Source organism: Enterobacter sp. FUJ80071, from assembly GCF_038739915.1.
Classification (GTDB): domain Bacteria; phylum Pseudomonadota; class Gammaproteobacteria; order Enterobacterales; family Enterobacteriaceae; genus Enterobacter; species Enterobacter kobei.
Genome location: NZ_JBBXKH010000001.1, coordinates 718,047 through 737,034, shown reverse-complemented (window position 1 = coordinate 737,034; position 18,988 = coordinate 718,047). Strand labels below are relative to the sequence as shown.

At 56.9% G+C, this 18,988-nt stretch carries 13 protein-coding genes; 10 read left to right on the top strand and 3 right to left on the bottom strand.

Going from position 1 to position 18,988, the window contains the following annotated elements:
• Nucleotides 1–7 precede the first annotated feature (7 nt).
• The 3 genes from thiB to thiQ are packed head-to-tail and all read left to right on the top strand — an operon-like array spanning nucleotide 8 to nucleotide 3,262.
• Nucleotides 8–991, top strand: coding sequence for a thiamine ABC transporter substrate binding subunit (gene thiB, locus AAER43_RS03480; protein WP_050862298.1), 984 nt, complete (start codon nucleotides 8–10; stop codon nucleotides 989–991).
• The gene (thiP, locus tag AAER43_RS03475; RefSeq protein ID WP_050862297.1) at nucleotides 967–2,577 is read left to right on the top strand and encodes a thiamine/thiamine pyrophosphate ABC transporter permease ThiP; all 1,611 of its coding nucleotides are present in this window, start codon (nucleotides 967–969) and stop codon (nucleotides 2,575–2,577) included. Before thiB ends, thiP begins: the two co-directional genes overlap by 25 nt.
• Nucleotides 2,561–3,262: a thiamine ABC transporter ATP-binding protein ThiQ gene (thiQ, locus tag AAER43_RS03470; RefSeq protein ID WP_032637517.1), complete on the top strand. Its 702-nt coding sequence runs from the start codon at nucleotides 2,561–2,563 to the stop codon at nucleotides 3,260–3,262. The genes thiP and thiQ overlap by 17 nt, the downstream gene beginning before the upstream one ends.
• 42 nt (nucleotides 3,263–3,304) lie before the next feature.
• Here the strand turns inward: thiQ and AAER43_RS03465 are convergent, their stop codons facing one another.
• The gene (locus tag AAER43_RS03465) at nucleotides 3,305–4,072 is read right to left on the bottom strand and encodes a DedA family protein (RefSeq protein ID WP_014882517.1); all 768 of its coding nucleotides are present in this window, start codon (nucleotides 4,070–4,072) and stop codon (nucleotides 3,305–3,307) included.
• A 128-nt stretch (nucleotides 4,073–4,200) separates the two neighbouring features.
• Nucleotides 4,201–5,046 (bottom strand): arabinose operon transcriptional regulator AraC, encoded by an 846-nt coding sequence (gene araC / locus AAER43_RS03460; RefSeq protein ID WP_014882516.1) that lies wholly within the window; start codon nucleotides 5,044–5,046, stop codon nucleotides 4,201–4,203.
• Nucleotides 5,047–5,383: 337 nt separating this feature from the next.
• Between araC and araB the strand changes: the two genes are divergently transcribed.
• The 6 genes from araB (at nucleotide 5,384) to rluA (ending at nucleotide 15,531) form a co-directional block, all read left to right on the top strand.
• Complete coding sequence (gene araB / locus AAER43_RS03455) at nucleotides 5,384–7,093, top strand: ribulokinase (RefSeq protein ID WP_014882515.1); 1,710 nt, start codon at nucleotides 5,384–5,386, stop codon at nucleotides 7,091–7,093.
• 10 nt (nucleotides 7,094–7,103) lie between these two features.
• Nucleotides 7,104–8,606, top strand: coding sequence for an L-arabinose isomerase (gene araA / locus AAER43_RS03450; RefSeq protein ID WP_050862296.1), 1,503 nt, complete (start codon nucleotides 7,104–7,106; stop codon nucleotides 8,604–8,606).
• A 47-nt stretch (nucleotides 8,607–8,653) separates the two neighbouring features.
• Nucleotides 8,654–9,349 carry an L-ribulose-5-phosphate 4-epimerase gene (gene araD, locus AAER43_RS03445; protein WP_050862295.1) on the top strand — a complete coding sequence of 232 codons (696 nt, stop codon included), beginning with the start codon at nucleotides 8,654–8,656 and terminating at the stop codon, nucleotides 9,347–9,349.
• A 115-nt stretch (nucleotides 9,350–9,464) separates the two neighbouring features.
• Nucleotides 9,465–11,822 (top strand): DNA polymerase II, encoded by a 2,358-nt coding sequence (gene polB / locus AAER43_RS03440; RefSeq protein WP_050862294.1) that lies wholly within the window; start codon nucleotides 9,465–9,467, stop codon nucleotides 11,820–11,822.
• Nucleotides 11,823–11,951: 129 nt separating this feature from the next.
• The gene (gene rapA, locus AAER43_RS03435; RefSeq protein ID WP_050862293.1) at nucleotides 11,952–14,858 is read left to right on the top strand and encodes an RNA polymerase-associated protein RapA; all 2,907 of its coding nucleotides are present in this window, start codon (nucleotides 11,952–11,954) and stop codon (nucleotides 14,856–14,858) included.
• A gap of 13 nt (nucleotides 14,859–14,871) precedes the next feature.
• Nucleotides 14,872–15,531 (top strand): bifunctional tRNA pseudouridine(32) synthase/23S rRNA pseudouridine(746) synthase RluA, encoded by a 660-nt coding sequence (rluA, locus tag AAER43_RS03430; RefSeq protein ID WP_023332069.1) that lies wholly within the window; start codon nucleotides 14,872–14,874, stop codon nucleotides 15,529–15,531.
• Nucleotides 15,532–15,561: 30 nt separating this feature from the next.
• Here rluA and djlA read toward each other — a convergent pair whose 3' ends face one another.
• A complete protein-coding gene (gene djlA, locus AAER43_RS03425; RefSeq protein WP_050862292.1) occupies nucleotides 15,562–16,377 on the bottom strand; it encodes a co-chaperone DjlA in 816 nt (271 codons plus the stop codon).
• A gap of 239 nt (nucleotides 16,378–16,616) precedes the next feature.
• Here djlA and lptD point away from each other — a divergent pair, with 239 nt between their 5' ends.
• Nucleotides 16,617–18,974: an LPS assembly protein LptD gene (lptD, locus tag AAER43_RS03420; protein ID WP_050862291.1), complete on the top strand. Its 2,358-nt coding sequence runs from the start codon at nucleotides 16,617–16,619 to the stop codon at nucleotides 18,972–18,974.
• Nucleotides 18,975–18,988: the final 14 nt, after the last annotated feature.

Here is an 18,988-nt window from a genome sequence, read left to right as displayed (position 1 = left end):
GTGCAAAGTGTTAAAAAAAGTTCTTCCTCTGCTGGCGCTGTTTGCGCTGCCTGCGTTCGCGAAACCCGTCCTGACGGTCTATACCTACGACTCGTTCTCTGCCGACTGGGGCCCAGGCCCGGTAATAAAAAAAGCCTTTGAAGCTGACTGTAATTGCGAGCTGAAATTCGTGGCGCTGGAAGATGGCGTGTCGCTGCTTAACCGTCTGCGTATGGAAGGGAAAAACAGCAAAGCCGACGTGGTGCTCGGGCTGGATAACAACCTGCTGGAAGCCGCCACGCACACCAAACTGTTTGCCAAAAGCGGCGTAGCGGCAGAGGCCGTCAACGTGCCGGGCGGCTGGAACAACGACACCTTTGTGCCGTTCGACTACGGCTACTTTGCTTTCGTCTATGACAAAAACAAGCTGAAAAATCCGCCGAAGAGCCTGAAGGAGCTGGTGGAGAGCGACCAGAAATGGCGCGTGATTTATGAAGATCCGCGTACCAGCACGCCAGGCCTGGGACTGCTGCTTTGGATGCAGAAGGTCTACGGGGAGAACGCGCCGCAAGCGTGGCAGAAGCTGGCCGCCAAAACCGTCACTGTGACCAAAGGCTGGAGTGAAGCGTATGGTCTGTTCCTGAAAGGCGAAAGCGATCTGGTGCTAAGCTACACCACCTCGCCGGCTTACCACATTATCGCCGAGAAGAAAGACAACTACGCCGCCGCGAATTTTGCCGAAGGGCATTATCTGCAGGTGGAGGTTGCCGCGCGTACCGCTGCCAGCAAACAGCCGGAACTCGCCGAGAAGTTCCTGAAATTTATGGTTTCTCCGGCGTTCCAGAATGCCATTCCTGCGGGCAACTGGATGTATCCCGTCACCCACGTTGCACTGCCGGCCGGTTTCGACCAGTTAACCAAACCACAAACGTCGCTGGAGTTTACGCCGCAGCAGGTGGCCGCGCAGCGAGCAGCATGGGTAAATGAATGGCAACGCGCCGTCAGCCGTTAATTCCCGGCTGGTTACTTCCCGGACTGCTCGCCGCCATGCTGATGGTGATAGTCAGTCTGGGAGCATTCCTTGCGTTGTGGTTCAACGCGCCGGAGAGCGATCTGCTCGCGCTCTGGCGCGATAGCTATCTCTGGCACGTCATTCGTTTCTCCTTCTGGCAGGCGTTTCTTTCTGCCCTGCTGTCAGCGCTCCCGGCTATTTTTCTTGCGCGGGCTCTGTATCGTCGGCGTTTCCCCGGAAGAGTAGTCCTGCTGCGCCTGTGCGCCATGACGCTGATCCTGCCCGTGCTGGTCGCGGTATTTGGTATCCTGAGCGTTTACGGTCGACAGGGCTGGCTGGCGTTGCTGTTTGCCCGGCTTGGTCTGGAATGGACCTGCTCGCCATACGGCCTGCAGGGCATTCTGCTGGCGCACGTGTTTTTCAATATGCCGATGGCAACGCGCCTCTTTTTGCAGGCACTGGAGAATATTCCCGGCGAACAACGCCAGATTGCCGCTCAGCTTGGCATGCGTGGATGGTCGTTTTTCCGCTTTGTCGAATGGCCGTGGTTAAGACGTCAGATTGCCCCGGTTGCCGCGCTGATCTTTATGCTCTGCTTCGCCAGCTTCGCCACCGTGCTTTCTCTCGGCGGCGGGCCACAGGCGACCACCATTGAGCTGGCGATTTATCAGGCCTTAAGTTACGACTACGATCCGGGCCGCGCCGCGCTTCTGGCGATCGTGCAGATGGCGTGCTGTCTGGTGCTGGTGCTGCTGAGCCAGCGCCTGAGCAAAGCGATTCCCCCGGGCAGCAATAGCCTCTCGGGCTGGCGCGATCCGCAGGATAGCCTGCACAGCCGCGTCTCCGATTTTATCCTGATCGTGCTGGCACTCCTGCTTCTGTTGCCACCGCTGCTGGCCGTTATCGTTGATGGCCTGAACAGGAATGTGGTGTCAGTACTGCAACAGCCCGTGCTGTGGCAAGCGACGTGGACCTCGGTACGCATTGCGCTGGCAGCCGGAGCGCTATGCGTGATCCTGACCATGATGTTGCTCTGGAGCAGCCGCGAGCTCTACGCGCGTCATGCCCGTAATGCCGGACAAGCGCTGGAGCTAACGGGCATGCTGATCCTGGCGATGCCGGGCATTGTGCTGGCGACCGGTTTCTTTCTGCTGTTCAACACCACCGTCGGCCTGCCGGAAAGCGCCGACGGCATCGTCATTTTTACCAATGCCTTAATGGCCATCCCCTACGCGCTGAAAGTACTGGAAAATCCTATGCGGGATGTCAACAGCCGCTACAGCGTCCTGTGTCAGTCCCTTGGGATAACCGGCTGGCGGCGGTTAAAGGTGGTGGAACTTCGCGCCCTGAAACGACCGCTCGCTCAGGCGCTGGCCTTCGCCTGCGTACTCTCCATCGGGGATTTTGGCGTGGTGGCCCTTTTCGGCAATGACGATTTCCGCACGCTGCCGTTCTGGCTTTATCAGCAGATTGGCTCCTACCGCAGCCAGGACGGGGCCGTCACGGCGCTGCTGCTGCTTCTGCTGTGCTTTGGACTCTTTACCGTTATCGAAAAACTTCCGGGGCGTGATGTTAAAACTGACTGATGTAACCTGGCTTTACCAGCATCTGCCGATGCGCTTCACGCTCTCCGTGCGTCAGGGAGAGATTATTGCGGTGCTTGGCCCAAGCGGTGCGGGAAAAAGCACGCTGCTCAATTTGGTTGCGGGGTTTCTGCAGCCGGCAAGCGGATCGATAATCATTGAAAATCGGGACCATACCCATACGCCACCTGCAAAACGTCCTGTCTCCATGCTGTTTCAGGAAAACAACCTGTTTACCCACCTGACGGTGCGGCAAAACATCGCGCTGGGGATGCATCCGGGACTCAAGCTGAACGTCCCCCAGCGCCAGAAGCTGGAGGTCATTGCCGCCCAGATGGGGATCGCGGAATTTCTCGACAGGCTGCCCGGCGAGCTTTCCGGCGGCCAGCGTCAGCGCGTGGCGCTTGCCCGTTGTCTGGTCCGTGAACAGCCGATACTGCTGCTGGATGAACCGTTCTCAGCGCTCGACCCGGCGCTGCGCCAGGAGATGCTGACGCTTGTGCAGGACGTCTGTCAGCGCCGGCAGCTGACGATGCTGATGGTTTCGCACAGCATCGAAGATGCCGCACGGATTGCCCCCAGATCGGTGGTCATTGCCGAAGGACGAATTGTGTGGGATGGGATGACAGAAGAACTTCTGAAGGGTAACGCTACCGCGTCGTCGCTGCTGGGCATCAGCGCAGTCTGATGCCATCACTATGGCCCTCTCCCACAGGGAGAGGGAAACACATTAACGGCTCACCACCTTCAACAGGATTTCACCGTACACCGGCATCAGAGGATGGCGAATCAGTGCGACGAGCGCCACCACCGCAACGCCCAGCATCAGGGGGGCCAGCCACAAAAGACGAGTGCGCGGAAGATAGCGTGTCAGGCGATCGACACTGGCTTTCGCGCTGCGCCACAACCGCCAGCACAGCCACGCAGCCAGCCACAGCAGCACCGCCGTTGCCAGCAACAGCCACTTAAACTCACCGCTTTGCATGCCGTCAGGAATATCGATGGCCGCACCGGCCAGGATCCCCGGCAGGAAGTAGAACGGCGGCCAGAAGACGCAGCCGATGATGTTCGGCACCACAAACTTTGCAACGGGCAGATCCAGCATTCCGGCAACCATCGGCACCAGAGGACGCGTGGGTCCCACAAAGCGGCCAACGAGAATAGTAAACATGCTGTGCTGATGCAGCGCATGCTCGGTTTTATCCAGCAGCGCTTTGTTCTTTTTCATGAACGACCAGCGGTGCAGCGGCTTCTTAAAGCGCCAGCCCAGCCAGAAGGAGATCCAGTCGCCCAGCAGGCAGCCGATTATCCCGGCCAGCCACGCCTGCCAGAAATTGACCTCGCCGCTGCCAATCAGCGCGCCAAGACCCGCCATCATCACGGTGCCGGGCAGGATTAACCCCACGAGCGCCAGCGACTCCAGAAAGGCCACCAGCGCCACGGCGATGAGCGAATACATAACGGACTGGGTAATAAAGTGTTCCAGCAATGCCTGCATAACTATTCCGGTCAGAAAACGAATCAGCGATTCTGCTTAGCGCCCCGCACTGCGTCAAGGCAACAATTGTCTGAATAGTTTACAGGTAGCTTTCTGCGTTCACCTGTTTGTTTATCTTTTTTTACCGTTTATTCACATCCCGCGCGGAATTCACTCGGGCTGGCACCGGTGCATTTTTTAAAGACACGAGAAAAATAGAGCTGATCTTCAAAGCCAACGTTACGCCCCACGGTGGCAATCGGCATCCGGGTGGTGCTGAGCAACAGTTTCGCCTGGCTGATACGCTGATCCTCACGCCAGCTCAGGACGCTGACGCCAAGCTGCTGGCGAAACAGATGTGACAGCCGTGACGGCGACAGACACACATGCTGGGCGACGCTGGCAATATCGAACTGACTGTCGGCGAGATGGTCGCTGATGTACTGGCAGGCGTCGCGCACACGGTTATCCAGCGGAGGATTAAGCGACTCGTTAATGGCCTCCATCCGTCGCAGCAGCAGTTGTTCAAGCAGGTTTATCGCCAGCAGTTCAGCGTAGCGACCACCAGCCTGCCCCGCGTCAATAATCTGCGCGAACAGCTCACGGAACTGCGCCAGATGCACTTCATCCGGGCGATAAAAACCGGTGTGCGCAAAAATAGCAGGCCAGGTAAGCCACTCCTGCCAGTAGGCGCGCGGACGGAAATAGACCCACTGGTGATACCACTCTTTGGCATCCGGATGACGGCCATAGTGGTGGATCTCCCCCGGCGGGAACAGCAGGATATCGCCGGGGCGGCAGACGAACTGCTGGTCGCCATTCTTGATGATCCCCTCTCCGCGCACGGTCAGGTTGAGGATATACCCTTTCATCCCGAGCGGTCGGTCGACGTAAAAATCGAGATATCCCTCAGCCTCGATAGGGGTCAGCCCTGCCACAAGGTGCGCGTTAAACGAGTATCCCGGCAACAAGGGATCGTTTTGCGTTTCGGCCATAGATTCAGTTCTCCCAACGGTCCTGAAGGAAACCAATTGTCCATATCACTAAAAGCAGGTCAAAAATGGTCTGCGAAAAGATCCAGAAAGCATCACGCCTCTTTTACGTCCGCCATGTTTCAGCCTTTCCCCCTGATTTCTCCGCCAGAGGAGGCAGATAAGCAGTAACAAAAGTGTCTATAAGTGCGGCAGAAATGTCCACATTGAATATTTGCACGGCGTCACACTTTCCGCTGTAACAGCAATTTAATCCATAAGATTAGCGGATCCTGCCTGACGATTTTTGTCCCCAGTCTCTAATGTTCTTCCATACCTGTTTTTCGGATGGAGCAACACCATGGCAATTGCAATTGGCCTCGATTTTGGCAGCGACTCGGTTCGCGCGCTGGCAGTGGACTGTACGACTGGCCAGGAGATAGCAACCAGCGTTGAGTGGTACCCGCGCTGGCAAGAGGGGCGCTACTGTGATGCGCCAAATAACCAGTTCCGTCACCACCCGCGTGACTATATCGAGTCGATGGAAGCGGCCGTCAAAACCGTTCTGGCGGAACTGACGGATGCCCAGCGGGCCGATGTCGTTGGGATTGGCGTCGACAGCACCGGCTCAACGCCTGCCCCGGTGGATGCCGAAGGCCGCGTACTGGCGCTGCGCCCGGAATTCGCCGACAACCCGAACGCCATGTTCGTGCTGTGGAAAGACCATACCGCCGTGGAAGAGGCCGAAGCCATCACCCGTCTTTGCCATCAGCCGGGCAAAACAGACTACTCACGCTATATCGGCGGGATTTACTCCAGCGAATGGTTCTGGGCCAAAATCCTGCATGTCACCCGTGCCGATGCGACCGTCGCGCAGGCTGCGGCATCGTGGATTGAGCTGTGTGACTGGGTTCCCGCCCTGCTCTCCGGCACCACCCGTCCGCAGGATATTCGCCGCGGACGCTGCAGCGCCGGGCATAAATCCCTGTGGCATGAAAGCTGGGGCGGTCTGCCTCCGGCAGCCTTCTTCGATGAACTCGATCCAATTATCAATAAAAACCTGACCTACCCGCTGTTTACCGACACCTTCACCGCCGATATTCCGGTGGGCACGCTCTGCGAAGAGTGGGCAAAACGCCTCGGCCTGCCGCAGAACGTGGCGATTTCCGGGGGCGCGTTTGACTGCCATATGGGTGCCGTGGGGGCAGGCGCACAACCTAACACGCTGGTGAAAGTTATCGGCACCTCCACCTGCGACATTCTGACGGCGGATAAAGCCACCGTTGGCGATCGCGCGGTAAAAGGCATTTGCGGCCAGGTTGACGGCAGCGTGGTGCCGGACTTCATCGGTCTCGAAGCGGGTCAATCCGCGTTCGGCGATATCTACGCCTGGTTTGGCCGCGTGCTGGGCTGGCCGCTGGATCAGCTCGCGGCTGCGCATCCTGAACTGAAAAGCCAGATCGCCGACAGCAAAAAACAGCTTCTGCCACAGCTCACGGAAGCCTGGGCGAAAAATCCGTCTCTCGATCACCTGCCGGTGGTGCTGGACTGGTTTAACGGCCGCCGCACGCCGTTTGCCAACCAGCGACTGAAAGGGGTGATTACCGATCTCAACCTGGCGACCGACGCCCCTGCGCTGTTCGGTGGCCTGATTGCCGCCACTGCCTTCGGCGCGCGCGCCATTATGGAGTGCTTCACCGAACAGGGTATCGACGTGAATAACGTGATGGCACTGGGCGGCATCGCCCGTAAAAATCCGGTCATTATGCAGGCCTGCTGCGACGTGCTGAACCGTCCGCTGCAGATTGTCGCGTCCGATCAATGCTGCGCGCTGGGCGCGGCGATTTTCGCCGCCGTGGCAGCCGGTGTCCACGCGGATATCCCCACCGCGCAGCAGCATATGGCGAGCGCCGTCGAAAACACACTCGAGCCGCGTGCCCAGCAGGCACAACGCTTTGAACAGCTTTATCAGCGCTACCAGCAATGGGCAAAAAGCGCCGAACTTCACTATCTCCCTGTCGCCGCCCCGTCAAAACACACCGCGGACACGACGGCAACCCTGACCCATTAAGGACACGATGATGACCATTTTTAATAATTATGAAGTGTGGTTTGTGATTGGCAGCCAGCACCTGTACGGGCCGGAAGCGCTGCAGCAGGTGACGAAACATGCGGAGCACGTCGTTAATGCCCTCAACGCGGAAGCCAAACTGCCATGCAAACTGGTGCTGAAACCCCTGGGTACAACGCCGGATGAGATCACCCATATCTGTCGCGACGCGAACTACGACGACAAGTGCGCCGGTCTGGTCGTGTGGCTGCACACCTTCTCACCGGCCAAAATGTGGATCAACGGCCTGTCTATCCTCAACAAACCGCTGCTGCAGTTCCATACCCAGTTTAACGCCTCCCTGCCGTGGGACAGCATCGATATGGACTTCATGAACCTGAACCAGACCGCGCACGGCGGCCGCGAGTTCGGCTTCATCGGCGCGCGTATGCGTCAGCAGCATGCCGTCGTGACTGGTCACTGGCAGGACAGCCAGGCGCAAAACCGTATCGGCTCGTGGATGCGTCAGGCGGTATCGAAACAAGATACCCGCCATCTGAAAGTGGTGCGTTTCGGTGACAACATGCGTGAAGTGGCGGTCACCGATGGCGATAAAGTCGCAGCACAAATCAAGTTCGGTTTCTCCGTCAATACCTGGGCGGTGGGCGACCTGGTGCAGGTAGTGAATGAAATCAGCGATGGCGACGTGAGCGCGCTGGTAGACGAGTACGAAAGTAGTTACCGCCTGACGCCTGCGGCACAAATCAACGGCGACAAGCGCCAGAACGTGCTGGATGCCGCGCGCATTGAGCTTGGCATGAAGCGCTTCCTGGAACAGGGCGGCTTCCACGCCTTTACGACAACGTTTGAAGACCTCCACGGCCTGAAACAGCTCCCGGGTCTGGCAGTACAACGTCTGATGCAGCAGGGCTACGGCTTTGCAGGCGAAGGCGACTGGAAAACTGCCGCTCTGCTTCGCATCATGAAGGTGATGTCAACCGGTCTGCAGGGCGGCACCTCCTTTATGGAGGACTACACCTACCACTTCGAAAACGGCAATGACCTGGTACTCGGCTCGCACATGCTGGAAGTGTGCCCGTCTATTGCGGTGGAAGAGAAACCGATTCTTGACGTGCAGTACCTCGGCATTGGCGGTAAAGCCGATCCGGCTCGTCTGATCTTCAACACCCGCACGGGCCCGGCCATCAACGCCAGTCTGATCGACCTTGGCGATCGTTTCCGCCTGCTGGTGAACTGCGTCGATGCAGTTGAAACGCCGCATTCACTGCCAAAACTGCCGGTCGCCAACGCCCTGTGGAAAGCACAGCCAGACCTGCCAACCGCGTCAGAAGCCTGGATCCTGGCCGGTGGCGCGCACCACACGGTGTTCAGCCACGCGCTGGATCTGAATGACATGCGTCAGTTCGCCGAGCTGCACGATATCGAACTGACCGTGATTGATAACGACACCCGCCTGCCTGCGTTCAAAGATGCGCTGCGCTGGAACGAAGTCTATTACGGTTCGAAACGCTAAGTACGAAATGCCCGGTGGCACCGTGTTCACCGGGCAGGGAGACAACAATGTTAGACGATCTCAAACGACAGGTGCTCGAAGCCAACCTGGCGCTGCCGAAACATAACCTGGTGACCCTGACCTGGGGCAACGTCAGCGCCGTTGACCGCGAAAAAGGTGTGTTCGTGATTAAGCCCTCTGGCGTGGATTACACGGTGATGACGGCAGACGATATGGTGGTGGTCAGCATCGAAACGGGTGAAGTGGTGGAAGGCAACAAAAAACCCTCCTCCGATACGCCTACCCACCGTCTGCTGTATCAGTCATTCCCGACCATCGGCGGCATCGTGCATACCCATTCGCGTCACGCCACCATATGGGCGCAGGCGGGCCAGTCCATTCCCGCCACGGGTACCACCCACGCGGATTACTTTTACGGCACCATTCCCTGCACGCGCTTAATGACCGAGGCGGAAATCAACGGTGAGTACGAGTGGGAAACCGGCAACGTGATTGTCGAAACCTTCGAAAAACAGGGTATCGACGCGGCGCAGATGCCTGGCGTGCTGGTGCACTCCCATGGTCCCTTCGCCTGGGGTAAAAACGCGGAAGACGCGGTATATAACGCCATCGTGTTGGAAGAGGTCGCCTATATGGGGATCTTCTGTCGCCAGCTCGCACCACAGCTACCGGATATGCAGCAAACCCTGCTGGATAAGCATTACCTGCGCAAGCACGGCGCGAAAGCGTATTACGGGCAGTAGCTTGTAGGCCGGATAAGCGCAGCGCCATCCGGCAAAACAGACACTGTATAAAACCCCAGCAAACACCCCTTAACCAGGCTATAATCAAGCCTGGTTTTGTTTATGGGATAACGGTGTGACGCAGGCGCAAGAAGGCTTTTTACTGACCCGGCACTGGCGGGATACGCCTCAGGGCACTGAGGTTGAATTCTGGCTGGCGACGGACAGCGGCCCGTTGCACGTAACGCTGCCGCCGCAGGAGTCCGTGGCGTTTATTCCTGAATCGCACATCGAAAAAGTCAAACAACTACTGCGCGGCGAAAACGGCTGGCGCATCACCCCTCTTGAGCTGAAAGATTTCCACCGTCAGCCGGTATACGGCCTTTACTGTCGCGCCCATCGTCAACTGATGCGCTATGAAAAGCTGCTGCGCGAGGCGGGCGTAACGCTCTACGAAGCGGATATCCGCCCCCCCGAGCGTTTCCTGATGGAACGGTTTATTACCGCGCCCGTCTGGGTGGATGGCACAGCGCAAAACAGTCGCCTCGTTAACGCTCGTCTGAAGCCTAACCCGGGCTATCGCCCGCCGCTAAAATGGGTCTCCCTGGACATTGAAACCACCCGCCACGGCGAGCTGTACTGCATTGGTCTGGAAGGCTGCGGCGATCGGGTTGTGTACATGCTTGGGCCGCCAAATGGCGATGCGTCCACGCTGGATTTCCGGCTTGAATATGTCAATAGCCGACCCCAGCTGCTGGAGAAGCTTAACCAGTGGTTTGCCGACTACGATCCCGATGTCCTGATCGGCTGGAACGTGGTGCAGTTCGACCTGCGCGTGCTGCAAAAACATGCCGAGCGGTATCGCATTCCGCTGATACTCGGGCGCGGCAACAGCGAGCTGGAGTGGCGCGAGCACGGCTTTAAGAATGGCGTCTTCTTCGCCCAGGCCAATGGCCGCCTGATTATCGACGGCATCGAGGCACTGAAATCCGCCTTCTGGAACTTCTCGTCATTCTCTCTTGAAGCCGTAGCGCAGGCGCTGCTTGGCGAGGGCAAATCCATTGACAACCCCTGGGACAGAATGGATGAGATTGACCGACGCTTTAATGAAGATAAACCGGCGCTCGCCACCTATAACCTGAAAGATTGCGAGCTGGTTACGCAGATTTTCCACAAAACCGAGATCATGCCATTCCTGCTGGAGCGCGCGACGGTAAACGGCCTCGCGGCCGACAGGCACGGCGGCTCGGTAGCGGCCTTTAGCCACCTCTATTTCCCCCGCATGCACCGGGCAGGGTACGTTGCCCCCAACCTTGGGGACGTACCGCCACAGGCCAGCCCCGGCGGGTATGTGATGGACTCCCGGCCAGGGCTTTACGATTCGGTGCTGGTTCTGGATTATAAAAGCCTGTATCCGTCGATTATCCGCACGTACCTGATTGACCCGGTGGGGCTGGTGGAAGGGATGGCGCAGCCGGACGACGCACACAGCACTGAAGGCTTTCTCGGCGCCCGTTTCTCGCGTGAAAAACACTGCCTGCCTGAAATTGTGGGAAACATCTGGCACGGGCGCGACGAGGCGAAGCGTCACGGCAATAAGCCCCTCTCGCAGGCGCTGAAAATCATTATGAATGCTTTTTACGGCGTGCTGGGCACCAGCGCCTGCCGCTTTTTCGACCCCAGACTGGCGTCATCCATCACCATGCGCGGGCATGAAATCATGCGTCAAACCAAAGCGCTGATTGAATCCCGGGGCTATGACGTCATTTATGGCGATACCGACTCCACCTTTGTCTGGCTGAAAGCCGCCCATTCTGAAGAGGACGCCGCGCGAATCGGCAAAGAACTGGTCGCCTTCGTGAATGCCTGGTGGCGCGAAAGTTTGCAAAAAGAGCGGTTAACCAGCACGTTAGAACTGGAATTTGAAACCCATTTCGCCCGCTTTTTAATGCCCACCATTCGCGGTACCGACCAGGGCAGCAAGAAGCGCTACGCCGGGCTGATTCAGGAAGGTGACACGCAGCGGATGGTGTTCAAAGGGCTGGAGACGGTGCGCACCGACTGGACCCCGCTGGCGCAGCAGTTCCAGCAAACGCTTTACCTGCGGGTATTCCGCAACGAGCCCTATCAGGATTACGTGCGCGAAACCATCGCCAGCCTGATGGCGGGTGAGCTGGATAACCAACTGGTTTACCGCAAACGCCTGCGCCGCCCGCTGGCAGAGTATCAACGTAATGTGCCTCCCCACGTACGCGCCGCGCGCCTGGCGGATGAAGAGAACGTGAAGCGCGGCCGCGCCCCGCAGTATCAGAACCGGGGAACGATCAAATACGTCTGGACAATTAACGGTCCGGAACCGGTAGATTATCAATACTCACCACTCGATTACGATCACTACCTGACGCGTCAGCTTCAGCCGGTCGCCGACGGAATTTTGCCCTTCATCGACGACGATTTTGCTACACTAGTGACAGGGCAACTTGGCCTATTTTGACACGTGACGAAATGGCTGCCATCCAGTACCATAGCGCCCTTTCCATTCCCGGACCCATTTTTCGATGACCGTCTTTTTTTGACGGGGGTCGAACTATTGCCTGCAATTAAAGATTAGAGCCGAACAACTATGCCTTTTACACTTGGTCAACGCTGGATCAGCGATACAGAAAGCGAACTTGGATTAGGAACCGTCGTTGCCGTCGATGCGCGTATGGTAACCCTCCTCTTCCCTGCCACCGGTGAAAACCGCCTGTACGCTCGCAATGACTCCCCTGTAACCCGCGTGATGTTCAATCCGGGTGACACCGTGACCAGCCATGACGGCTGGCAGCTCAAGATTGAAGACGTAAAAGAAGAGAATGGACTGCTCGCTTACATTGGTACGCGTCTTGATACGGACGAAGCCAATGTCATCCTGCGTGAAGTGCTGCTCGACAGCAAACTGGTTTTCAGTAAGCCGCAGGACCGCCTGTTTGCCGGGCAAATTGACCGTATGGATCGCTTCTCGCTGCGCTATCGCGCGCGCAAGTTCCAGAGTGAACAGTACCGTATGCCGTGGAGCGGCCTGCGCGGTCAGCGCACCAGCCTGATCCCCCACCAGCTGAATATCGCCCATGACGTGGGCCGTCGCCATGCCCCTCGCGTACTGCTGGCCGATGAAGTGGGCCTGGGTAAAACCATTGAAGCGGGTATGATCCTGCATCAACAGCTGCTTTCCGGTGCCGCCGAGCGCGTGCTGATCGTGGTGCCTGAAACCCTGCAGCACCAGTGGCTGGTCGAGATGCTTCGCCGCTTTAACCTGCGCTTCTCCCTGTTTGACGACGAACGCTATGCCGAAGCGCAGCACGACGCCGACAACCCGTTTGAAACCGAACAGCTGGTCATTTGCTCCCTGGACTTCGTGCGCCGCAGCAAGCAGCGTCTTGAGCACCTGTGCGATGCCGAGTGGGACATTATGGTCGTTGACGAAGCGCACCATTTAGTCTGGAGCGAAGACGCGCCAAGCCGCGAGTATATGGCTATCGAACAGCTTGCGGAGCGCGTCCCTGGCGTCCTGCTGCTGACCGCAACGCCGGAACAGCTGGGTCTGGAAAGCCACTTCGCCCGTCTGCGCCTGCTTGACTCAAACCGTTTCCACGATTTCGGGCAGTTCGTGGAAGAACAGAATAACTACCGTCCGGTCGCGGATGCCGTGGCCATGCTGCTGGCAGGCAATCGTCTTTCTAATGAGGAACTCAACACCCTGAGCGAGCTGATTGGCGAGCAGGATATTGAACCGCTGCTGCAGGCCGCGAACAGCGATAGCGATAACGCGGAGCCTGCGCGTAAAGAGCTCATCGACATGCTAATGGACCGCCACGGCACCAGCCGCGTGCTGTTCCGCAACACCCGTAACGGCGTGAAAGGGTTCCCGAAACGCGAGCTGCATACCATCAAGCTGCCGCTGCCCACCCAGTATCAGACGGCGATCAAAGTCTCTGGCATTATGGGCGCGCGCAAAACCCAGGAAGAGCGCGCCCGCGACATGCTCTACCCGGAACAAATCTACCAGGAATTCGAAGGCGATACCGGCACCTGGTGGAACTTCGACCCGCGCGTGGAGTGGCTGATGGGCTACCTGACCGCCCACCGCTCCCAGAAGGTGCTGGTGATCTGCGCCAAAGCGGCTACCGCGCTGCAGCTGGAGCAGGTGCTGCGCGAGCGTGAAGGTATTCGCGCCGCCGTGTTCCACGAAGGGATGTCCATCGTTGAACGTGACCGCGCCGCGGCGTGGTTTGGTGAAGAGGACAGTGGCGCACAGGTTCTGCTGTGCTCGGAAATCGGTTCTGAAGGCCGTAACTTCCAGTTTGCCAGTAATCTGGTGATGTTCGATCTGCCGTTCAATCCGGATCTGCTGGAACAGCGTATCGGTCGTCTGGATCGTATCGGCCAGGCGCATGATATTCAGATCCACGTGCCGTATCTGGAAAAAACTGCCCAGTCCGTGCTGGTGCGCTGGTTCCACGAAGGTCTGGATGCGTTTGAGCATACCTGCCCGACGGGCCGCACCATTTACGATCAGGTGCATAGCGATCTGATCGGCTACCTGGCCGCACCGGAAAACAGTGACGGGTTTGACGATCTGATCAAATCCTGCCGCGAGAAGCATGAAGCGCTGAAAGCGCAGCTTGAGCAGGGTCGCGACCGCCTGCTGGAAATTCACTCCAACGGCGGTGAGAAAGCGCAGGCGCTGGCTGAAAGCATTGAAGAACAAGATGATGACACCAGTCTGATCAGCTTCTCCATGAACCTGTTCGACATCGTCGGAATTAACCAGGACGATCGCGGCGAGAACCTGATTGTCCTGACCCCGTCCGATCACATGCTGGTGCCGGATTTCCCGGGCCTGCCGGAAGATGGTTGTACTATCACCTTCGAGCGTGATGTGGCGCTGTCCCGCGAAGATGCTCAGTTCATCACCTGGGAACACCCGCTGATCCGTAACGGACTGGATCTGATCCTTTCCGGCGATACCGGTAGCAGCACGATTTCACTCCTCAAGAACAAGGCACTGCCGGTGGGTACGCTGCTGGTAGAACTGATCTACGTTGTGGAAGCCCAGGCACCGAAACAGCTCCAGCTGACCCGCTTCCTGCCGCCAACGCCTGTGCGTCTGCTGCTGGATAAAAACGGTACCAACCTGGCAGGGCAAGTTGAATTCGAGAGTTTCAACCGTCAGCTGAGCGCGGTAAACCGCCATACGGGCAGCAAGCTGGTGAATGCGGTACAGCAGGACGTGCATGCCATTCTGCAGCTGGGCGAAAGCCAGATCGAGAAAGCGGCCCGTGCGCTGATCGATGCTGCACGCACCGAGGCCGATGAGAAACTCTCAGCGGAGCTGTCCCGTCTGGAAGCGCTGAAGGCGGTGAACCCGAACATCCGTGACGATGAACTGGCTGCCATTGAAAGCAACCGTCAGCAAATTATGGAAAGCCTGAATCAGGCGGGCTGGCGACTGGACGCATTGCGTCTGATTGTTGTCACGCATCAGTAAGAAGAGCAAAAAAATGGTAATGGAGCCCTACAATCCGCCGATGGATCCCTGGCTGGTCATCCTGTATCAGGATGAACACATTATGGTAGTTAACAAGCCGAGCGGCCTGTTGTCCGTACCGGGGCGTCTGGATGAGCACAAAGACAGCGTGATGACGCGCATTCAGCGCGATCATCCACAGGCGGAATCTGTGCATCGTCTGGATATGGCAACCAGCGGCGTGATTGTGGTGGCGCTCAATAAAGCGGCGGAGCGCGAGCTGAAGCGCCAGTTCCGCGAGCGCGAGCCGAAGAAGCAGTACGTGGCGCGCGTCTGGGGACATCCTGCACAGGCAGAAGGGTTGGTCGATCTGCCGCTGATCTGCGACTGGCCGAACCGGCCTAAGCAGAAGGTCTGCTATGAAACCGGCAAAGCCGCGCAGACCGAGTATGAAGTGCTGGAGTACGCACCGGATAACACCGCGCGCGTACTCCTTAAGCCGATTACCGGACGTTCACACCAGCTGCGCGTGCATATGCTTGCGCTGGGTCATCCGATTTTAGGCGACCGGTTTTACGCGCCGCCGGAAGCGCTGGCGTTAGCACCGCGTCTGCAGCTTCACGCCCAGACGCTGACCATTACCCATCCGGCCTTCGGTAACACGATGACGTTTAACGCCCCGGTGGACTTCTGAAAAAAGGGCCCGACACTGTCGGGCCCTTTTTTATTTGAAACCTTTCTTCTCTTTAATTAGCTCGTAAGCCTTCTGAATTTCCTGCGCTTTCTGCTTCGCCATCTCCATCATTTCCGGCGGTAAGCCTTTCGCGACCAGTTTGTCAGGGTGATGCTCGCTCATCAGCTTGCGATAGGCGCGTTTGATGGTGGTCTGATCATCAGTGGGTTTCACGCCAAGTACGTTGCACGCATCGTCCAGCGTCGGTCCACGCTGCGCCTGCTGCCATGCACCGCCGGAAGACTGCTGGTGATACCCCCTGCCAAACTGCGCGCCGCCCTGCATCATGCGTAAGAACTGGTCGAACTGCATTCGGGAGATGCCCAACTCTTCTGCAATGACGTACAGAACATCACGTTCATTAGGATGCAGTGAACCGTCAGCAAACGCCGCCTGGATTTGAATTTCCAGAAACATCCGAATTAAATCAAAACGTCCGAAGCAGATGCTGCGGAACTGACGCATTTTTTCACGCAGCGGATAGTTATCTGATTTCCCAATGCGAAACGCATTCTGCGCGGCCACACGGGATTCACCATGCAAATTCATGCGGTCCATAAAGATGCTGGCGATTTGAATATCGGCTTCGGTCACGCGGCCTTTGGATTTGGTTAAATGCCCCATGACTTCAAAGGTGGTGGAGAAAAAGAGTGACTGGCGCTCGCGCTGATTCGCAAACCAGGCCATTTTGCGGCTGCGCGCCTTATCAAACATATGACCGATAATGAGCCCAAGCACGATTCCCCAGAACCCGGCACCCATGATGATGGCGAACGCAACGCCGATTATTTTACCCCAATACTGCATATACTCCCCGGATAGTCATATTCCTGGCCGACGCAACGTCATCATCACAGTGTTCAAGCCACGGTCAATTGAAGGACATCGCCTATAATTTGCTTTATCATACTCGTCATTCGATAGCGAGCCTAACACTCTGGCACGCAAACGGGCAGGATTAACGCTGGTACTGCGCTGATGAGTAAGATAGTCTCTGAGCGTTTGTAAGCCGTAGCCACTGATGACGGAACAATAAAATACAACGTATGAAAAAACGTATCCCCACCCTTCTGGCCACAATGATTGGCACCGCCCTGTACAGTCAACAGGGGCTGGCGGCCGATCTCGCCTCGCAGTGTATGCTTGGCGTTCCAAGTTATAATCGCCCACTGGTGCAGGGTGATACAAATAGCTTGCCGGTAACCATTACTGCAGACAGTTCTAAGGGTACTTATCCTGACAACGCCACGTTTACGGGCAATGTGGATATTAACCAGGGCAATAGCCGCCTGCAGGCAGATGAAGTGCAGTTGCACCAGAAGCAGCCGGAAGGCGCGGCCGAGCCGGTACGAACGGTGGATGCGCTGGGTAATGTGCACTATGACGACAATCAGGTCATCCTGAAAGGTCCGAAAGCCTGGTCAAACCTGAATACGAAAGATACTAACGTCTGGGAAGGTGATTACCAGATGGTGGGTCGCCAGGGACGCGGTAAAGCGGACCTGATGAAACAGCGCGGTGAAAACCGCTATACGATCCTGGAAAATGGCTCCTTTACCTCCTGTCTGCCAGGGTCAAACACCTGGAGCGTGGTCGGGAGCGAAGTGATCCACGACCGTGAAGAGCAGGTCGCGGAGATCTGGAACGCCCGCTTTAAGCTGGGTCCGGTACCGGTATTCTACAGCCCTTATCTTCAGCTTCCCGTGGGTGACAAGCGTCGCTCGGGCTTCCTGATCCCCAATGCCAAATACAGCACCTCGAACTACTTTGAGTTCTACCTGCCGTATTACTGGAACATCGCGCCCAACATGGACGCCACGATCACGCCGCACTATATCCATAAGCGCGGCAACGTCATGTGGGAGAACGAGTTCCGCTACCTGACTCAGGCCGGTGCGGGTCTGATGGAGCTGGATTATCTGCCGTCAGATAAAGTCTTCCAGGATGAGCACCCGACCGAAGGCGACAAGCACCGCTGGTTGTACTACTGGCGCCATGCGGGTGTTATGGATCAGGTCTGGCGTTTTAACGTCGACTATACCAAGGTCAGCGATCCTTACTACTTTAATGACTTTGACTCCAAGTACGGTTCAAGTACCGATGGTTATGCCACGCAAAAATTCAGCGTTGGCTATGCGATTCAAAACTTTAACGCCACGGTGTCAACCAAGCAGTTCCAGGTCTTTAGTACCCAAACGCGAAGCACTTACGGCGCAGAACCGCAACTGGATGTGAACTGGTACCAGAACGATGTCGGTCCTTTCGACACCCGCGTCTACGCCCAGGCGGTACATTTCGTGAATACCAACTCTGACATGCCGGAAGCCACGCGTATTCACCTGGAGCCGACCATCAACCTGCCATGGTCTAATGATTGGGCAAGTCTGAATACCGAAGCCAAGCTGATGGCGACACACTACCAGCAAAAGAACATTGATGATTACAACGCGAATCCTAACAATACCGGTCATCTTGAAGAATCCGTAAACCGAACCCTTCCGCAGTTTAAAATGGACGGCAAGTTGATCTTCGAACGTGATATGGGTCTGCTGGCGGATGGTTATACCCAGACGCTTGAACCGCGTATGCAGTATTTGTACGTGCCCTATCGCGATCAGAGCAATATTCAAAACTACGACTCTTCTTTACTGCAGTCTGACTACAGCGGCCTGTTCCGTGATCGTACTTACGGCGGTCTGGACCGTATCGCCTCCGCTAACCAGTTAACGACCGGTGTCACAACGCGCGTTTATGATGATGCTGCCGTTGAACGTTTTAACGTTTCTGTTGGTCAAATCTACTATTTCACCGAGTCACGTACCGGTGATGACAACATCAACTGGGAGAAAGACAACAAAACGGGATCGCTGGTGTGGGCAGGAGACACCTACTGGCGCATGACTGACCGCTGGGGCCTGCGTGGCGGTGTGCAATATGATACTCGCCTCGATAACATTGCTAATAGTAGTGCGGCCATAGAGTATCGTCGTGATGAAGACCGTATAGTGCAGTTGACGTACCGCTATGCCAGTCCGGAATATATTCAGGCGACATTGCCGAACTACGCCAATGCTGACCAATACAAAGACGGGATTTCGCAGGTGGGTGGCGCAGCAAGCTGGCCTATCGCCGATCGCTGGTCAATCGTAGGCGCTTACTACTTTGACACTAACGCCAATAAACCTGCTGACCAGATGGTGGGTCTGCAATATAACTCCTGCTGTTATGCGCTGCGTGTCGGCTACGAACGTAAGCTTAACGGCTGGGATACTCAAAACAATCAGAGCAAATATGATAACGTGATTGGCTTTAATGTCGAACTGCGCGGCCTGAGTTCCAACTACGGCCTGGGCACCCAGCAGATGCTGCGTTCGAACATCCTGCCATACCGTAGTTCCTTGTAATGTATTTGATTTAC

What these genes read in the sequence shown, in the direction of transcription:
- thiP (WP_050862297.1), top strand. Translation starts at nt 967, where the DNA reads ATGGCAACGCGCCGTCAGCCGTTAATTCCCGGCTGGTTACTTCCCGGA.
- thiQ (WP_032637517.1), top strand. Translation starts at nt 2,561, where the DNA reads ATGTTAAAACTGACTGATGTAACCTGGCTTTACCAGCATCTGCCGATG.
- AAER43_RS03465 (WP_014882517.1), bottom strand. Translation starts at nt 4,072, where the DNA reads ATGCAGGCATTGCTGGAACACTTTATTACCCAGTCCGTTATGTATTCG.
- araC (WP_014882516.1), bottom strand. Translation starts at nt 5,046, where the DNA reads ATGGCCGAAACGCAAAACGATCCCTTGTTGCCGGGATACTCGTTTAAC.
- araB (WP_014882515.1), top strand. Translation starts at nt 5,384, where the DNA reads ATGGCAATTGCAATTGGCCTCGATTTTGGCAGCGACTCGGTTCGCGCG.
- araA (WP_050862296.1), top strand. Translation starts at nt 7,104, where the DNA reads ATGACCATTTTTAATAATTATGAAGTGTGGTTTGTGATTGGCAGCCAG.
- araD (WP_050862295.1), top strand. Translation starts at nt 8,654, where the DNA reads ATGTTAGACGATCTCAAACGACAGGTGCTCGAAGCCAACCTGGCGCTG.
- rapA (WP_050862293.1), top strand. Translation starts at nt 11,952, where the DNA reads ATGCCTTTTACACTTGGTCAACGCTGGATCAGCGATACAGAAAGCGAA.
- rluA (WP_023332069.1), top strand. Translation starts at nt 14,872, where the DNA reads ATGGTAATGGAGCCCTACAATCCGCCGATGGATCCCTGGCTGGTCATC.
- djlA (WP_050862292.1), bottom strand. Translation starts at nt 16,377, where the DNA reads ATGCAGTATTGGGGTAAAATAATCGGCGTTGCGTTCGCCATCATCATG.
- lptD (WP_050862291.1), top strand. Translation starts at nt 16,617, where the DNA reads ATGAAAAAACGTATCCCCACCCTTCTGGCCACAATGATTGGCACCGCC.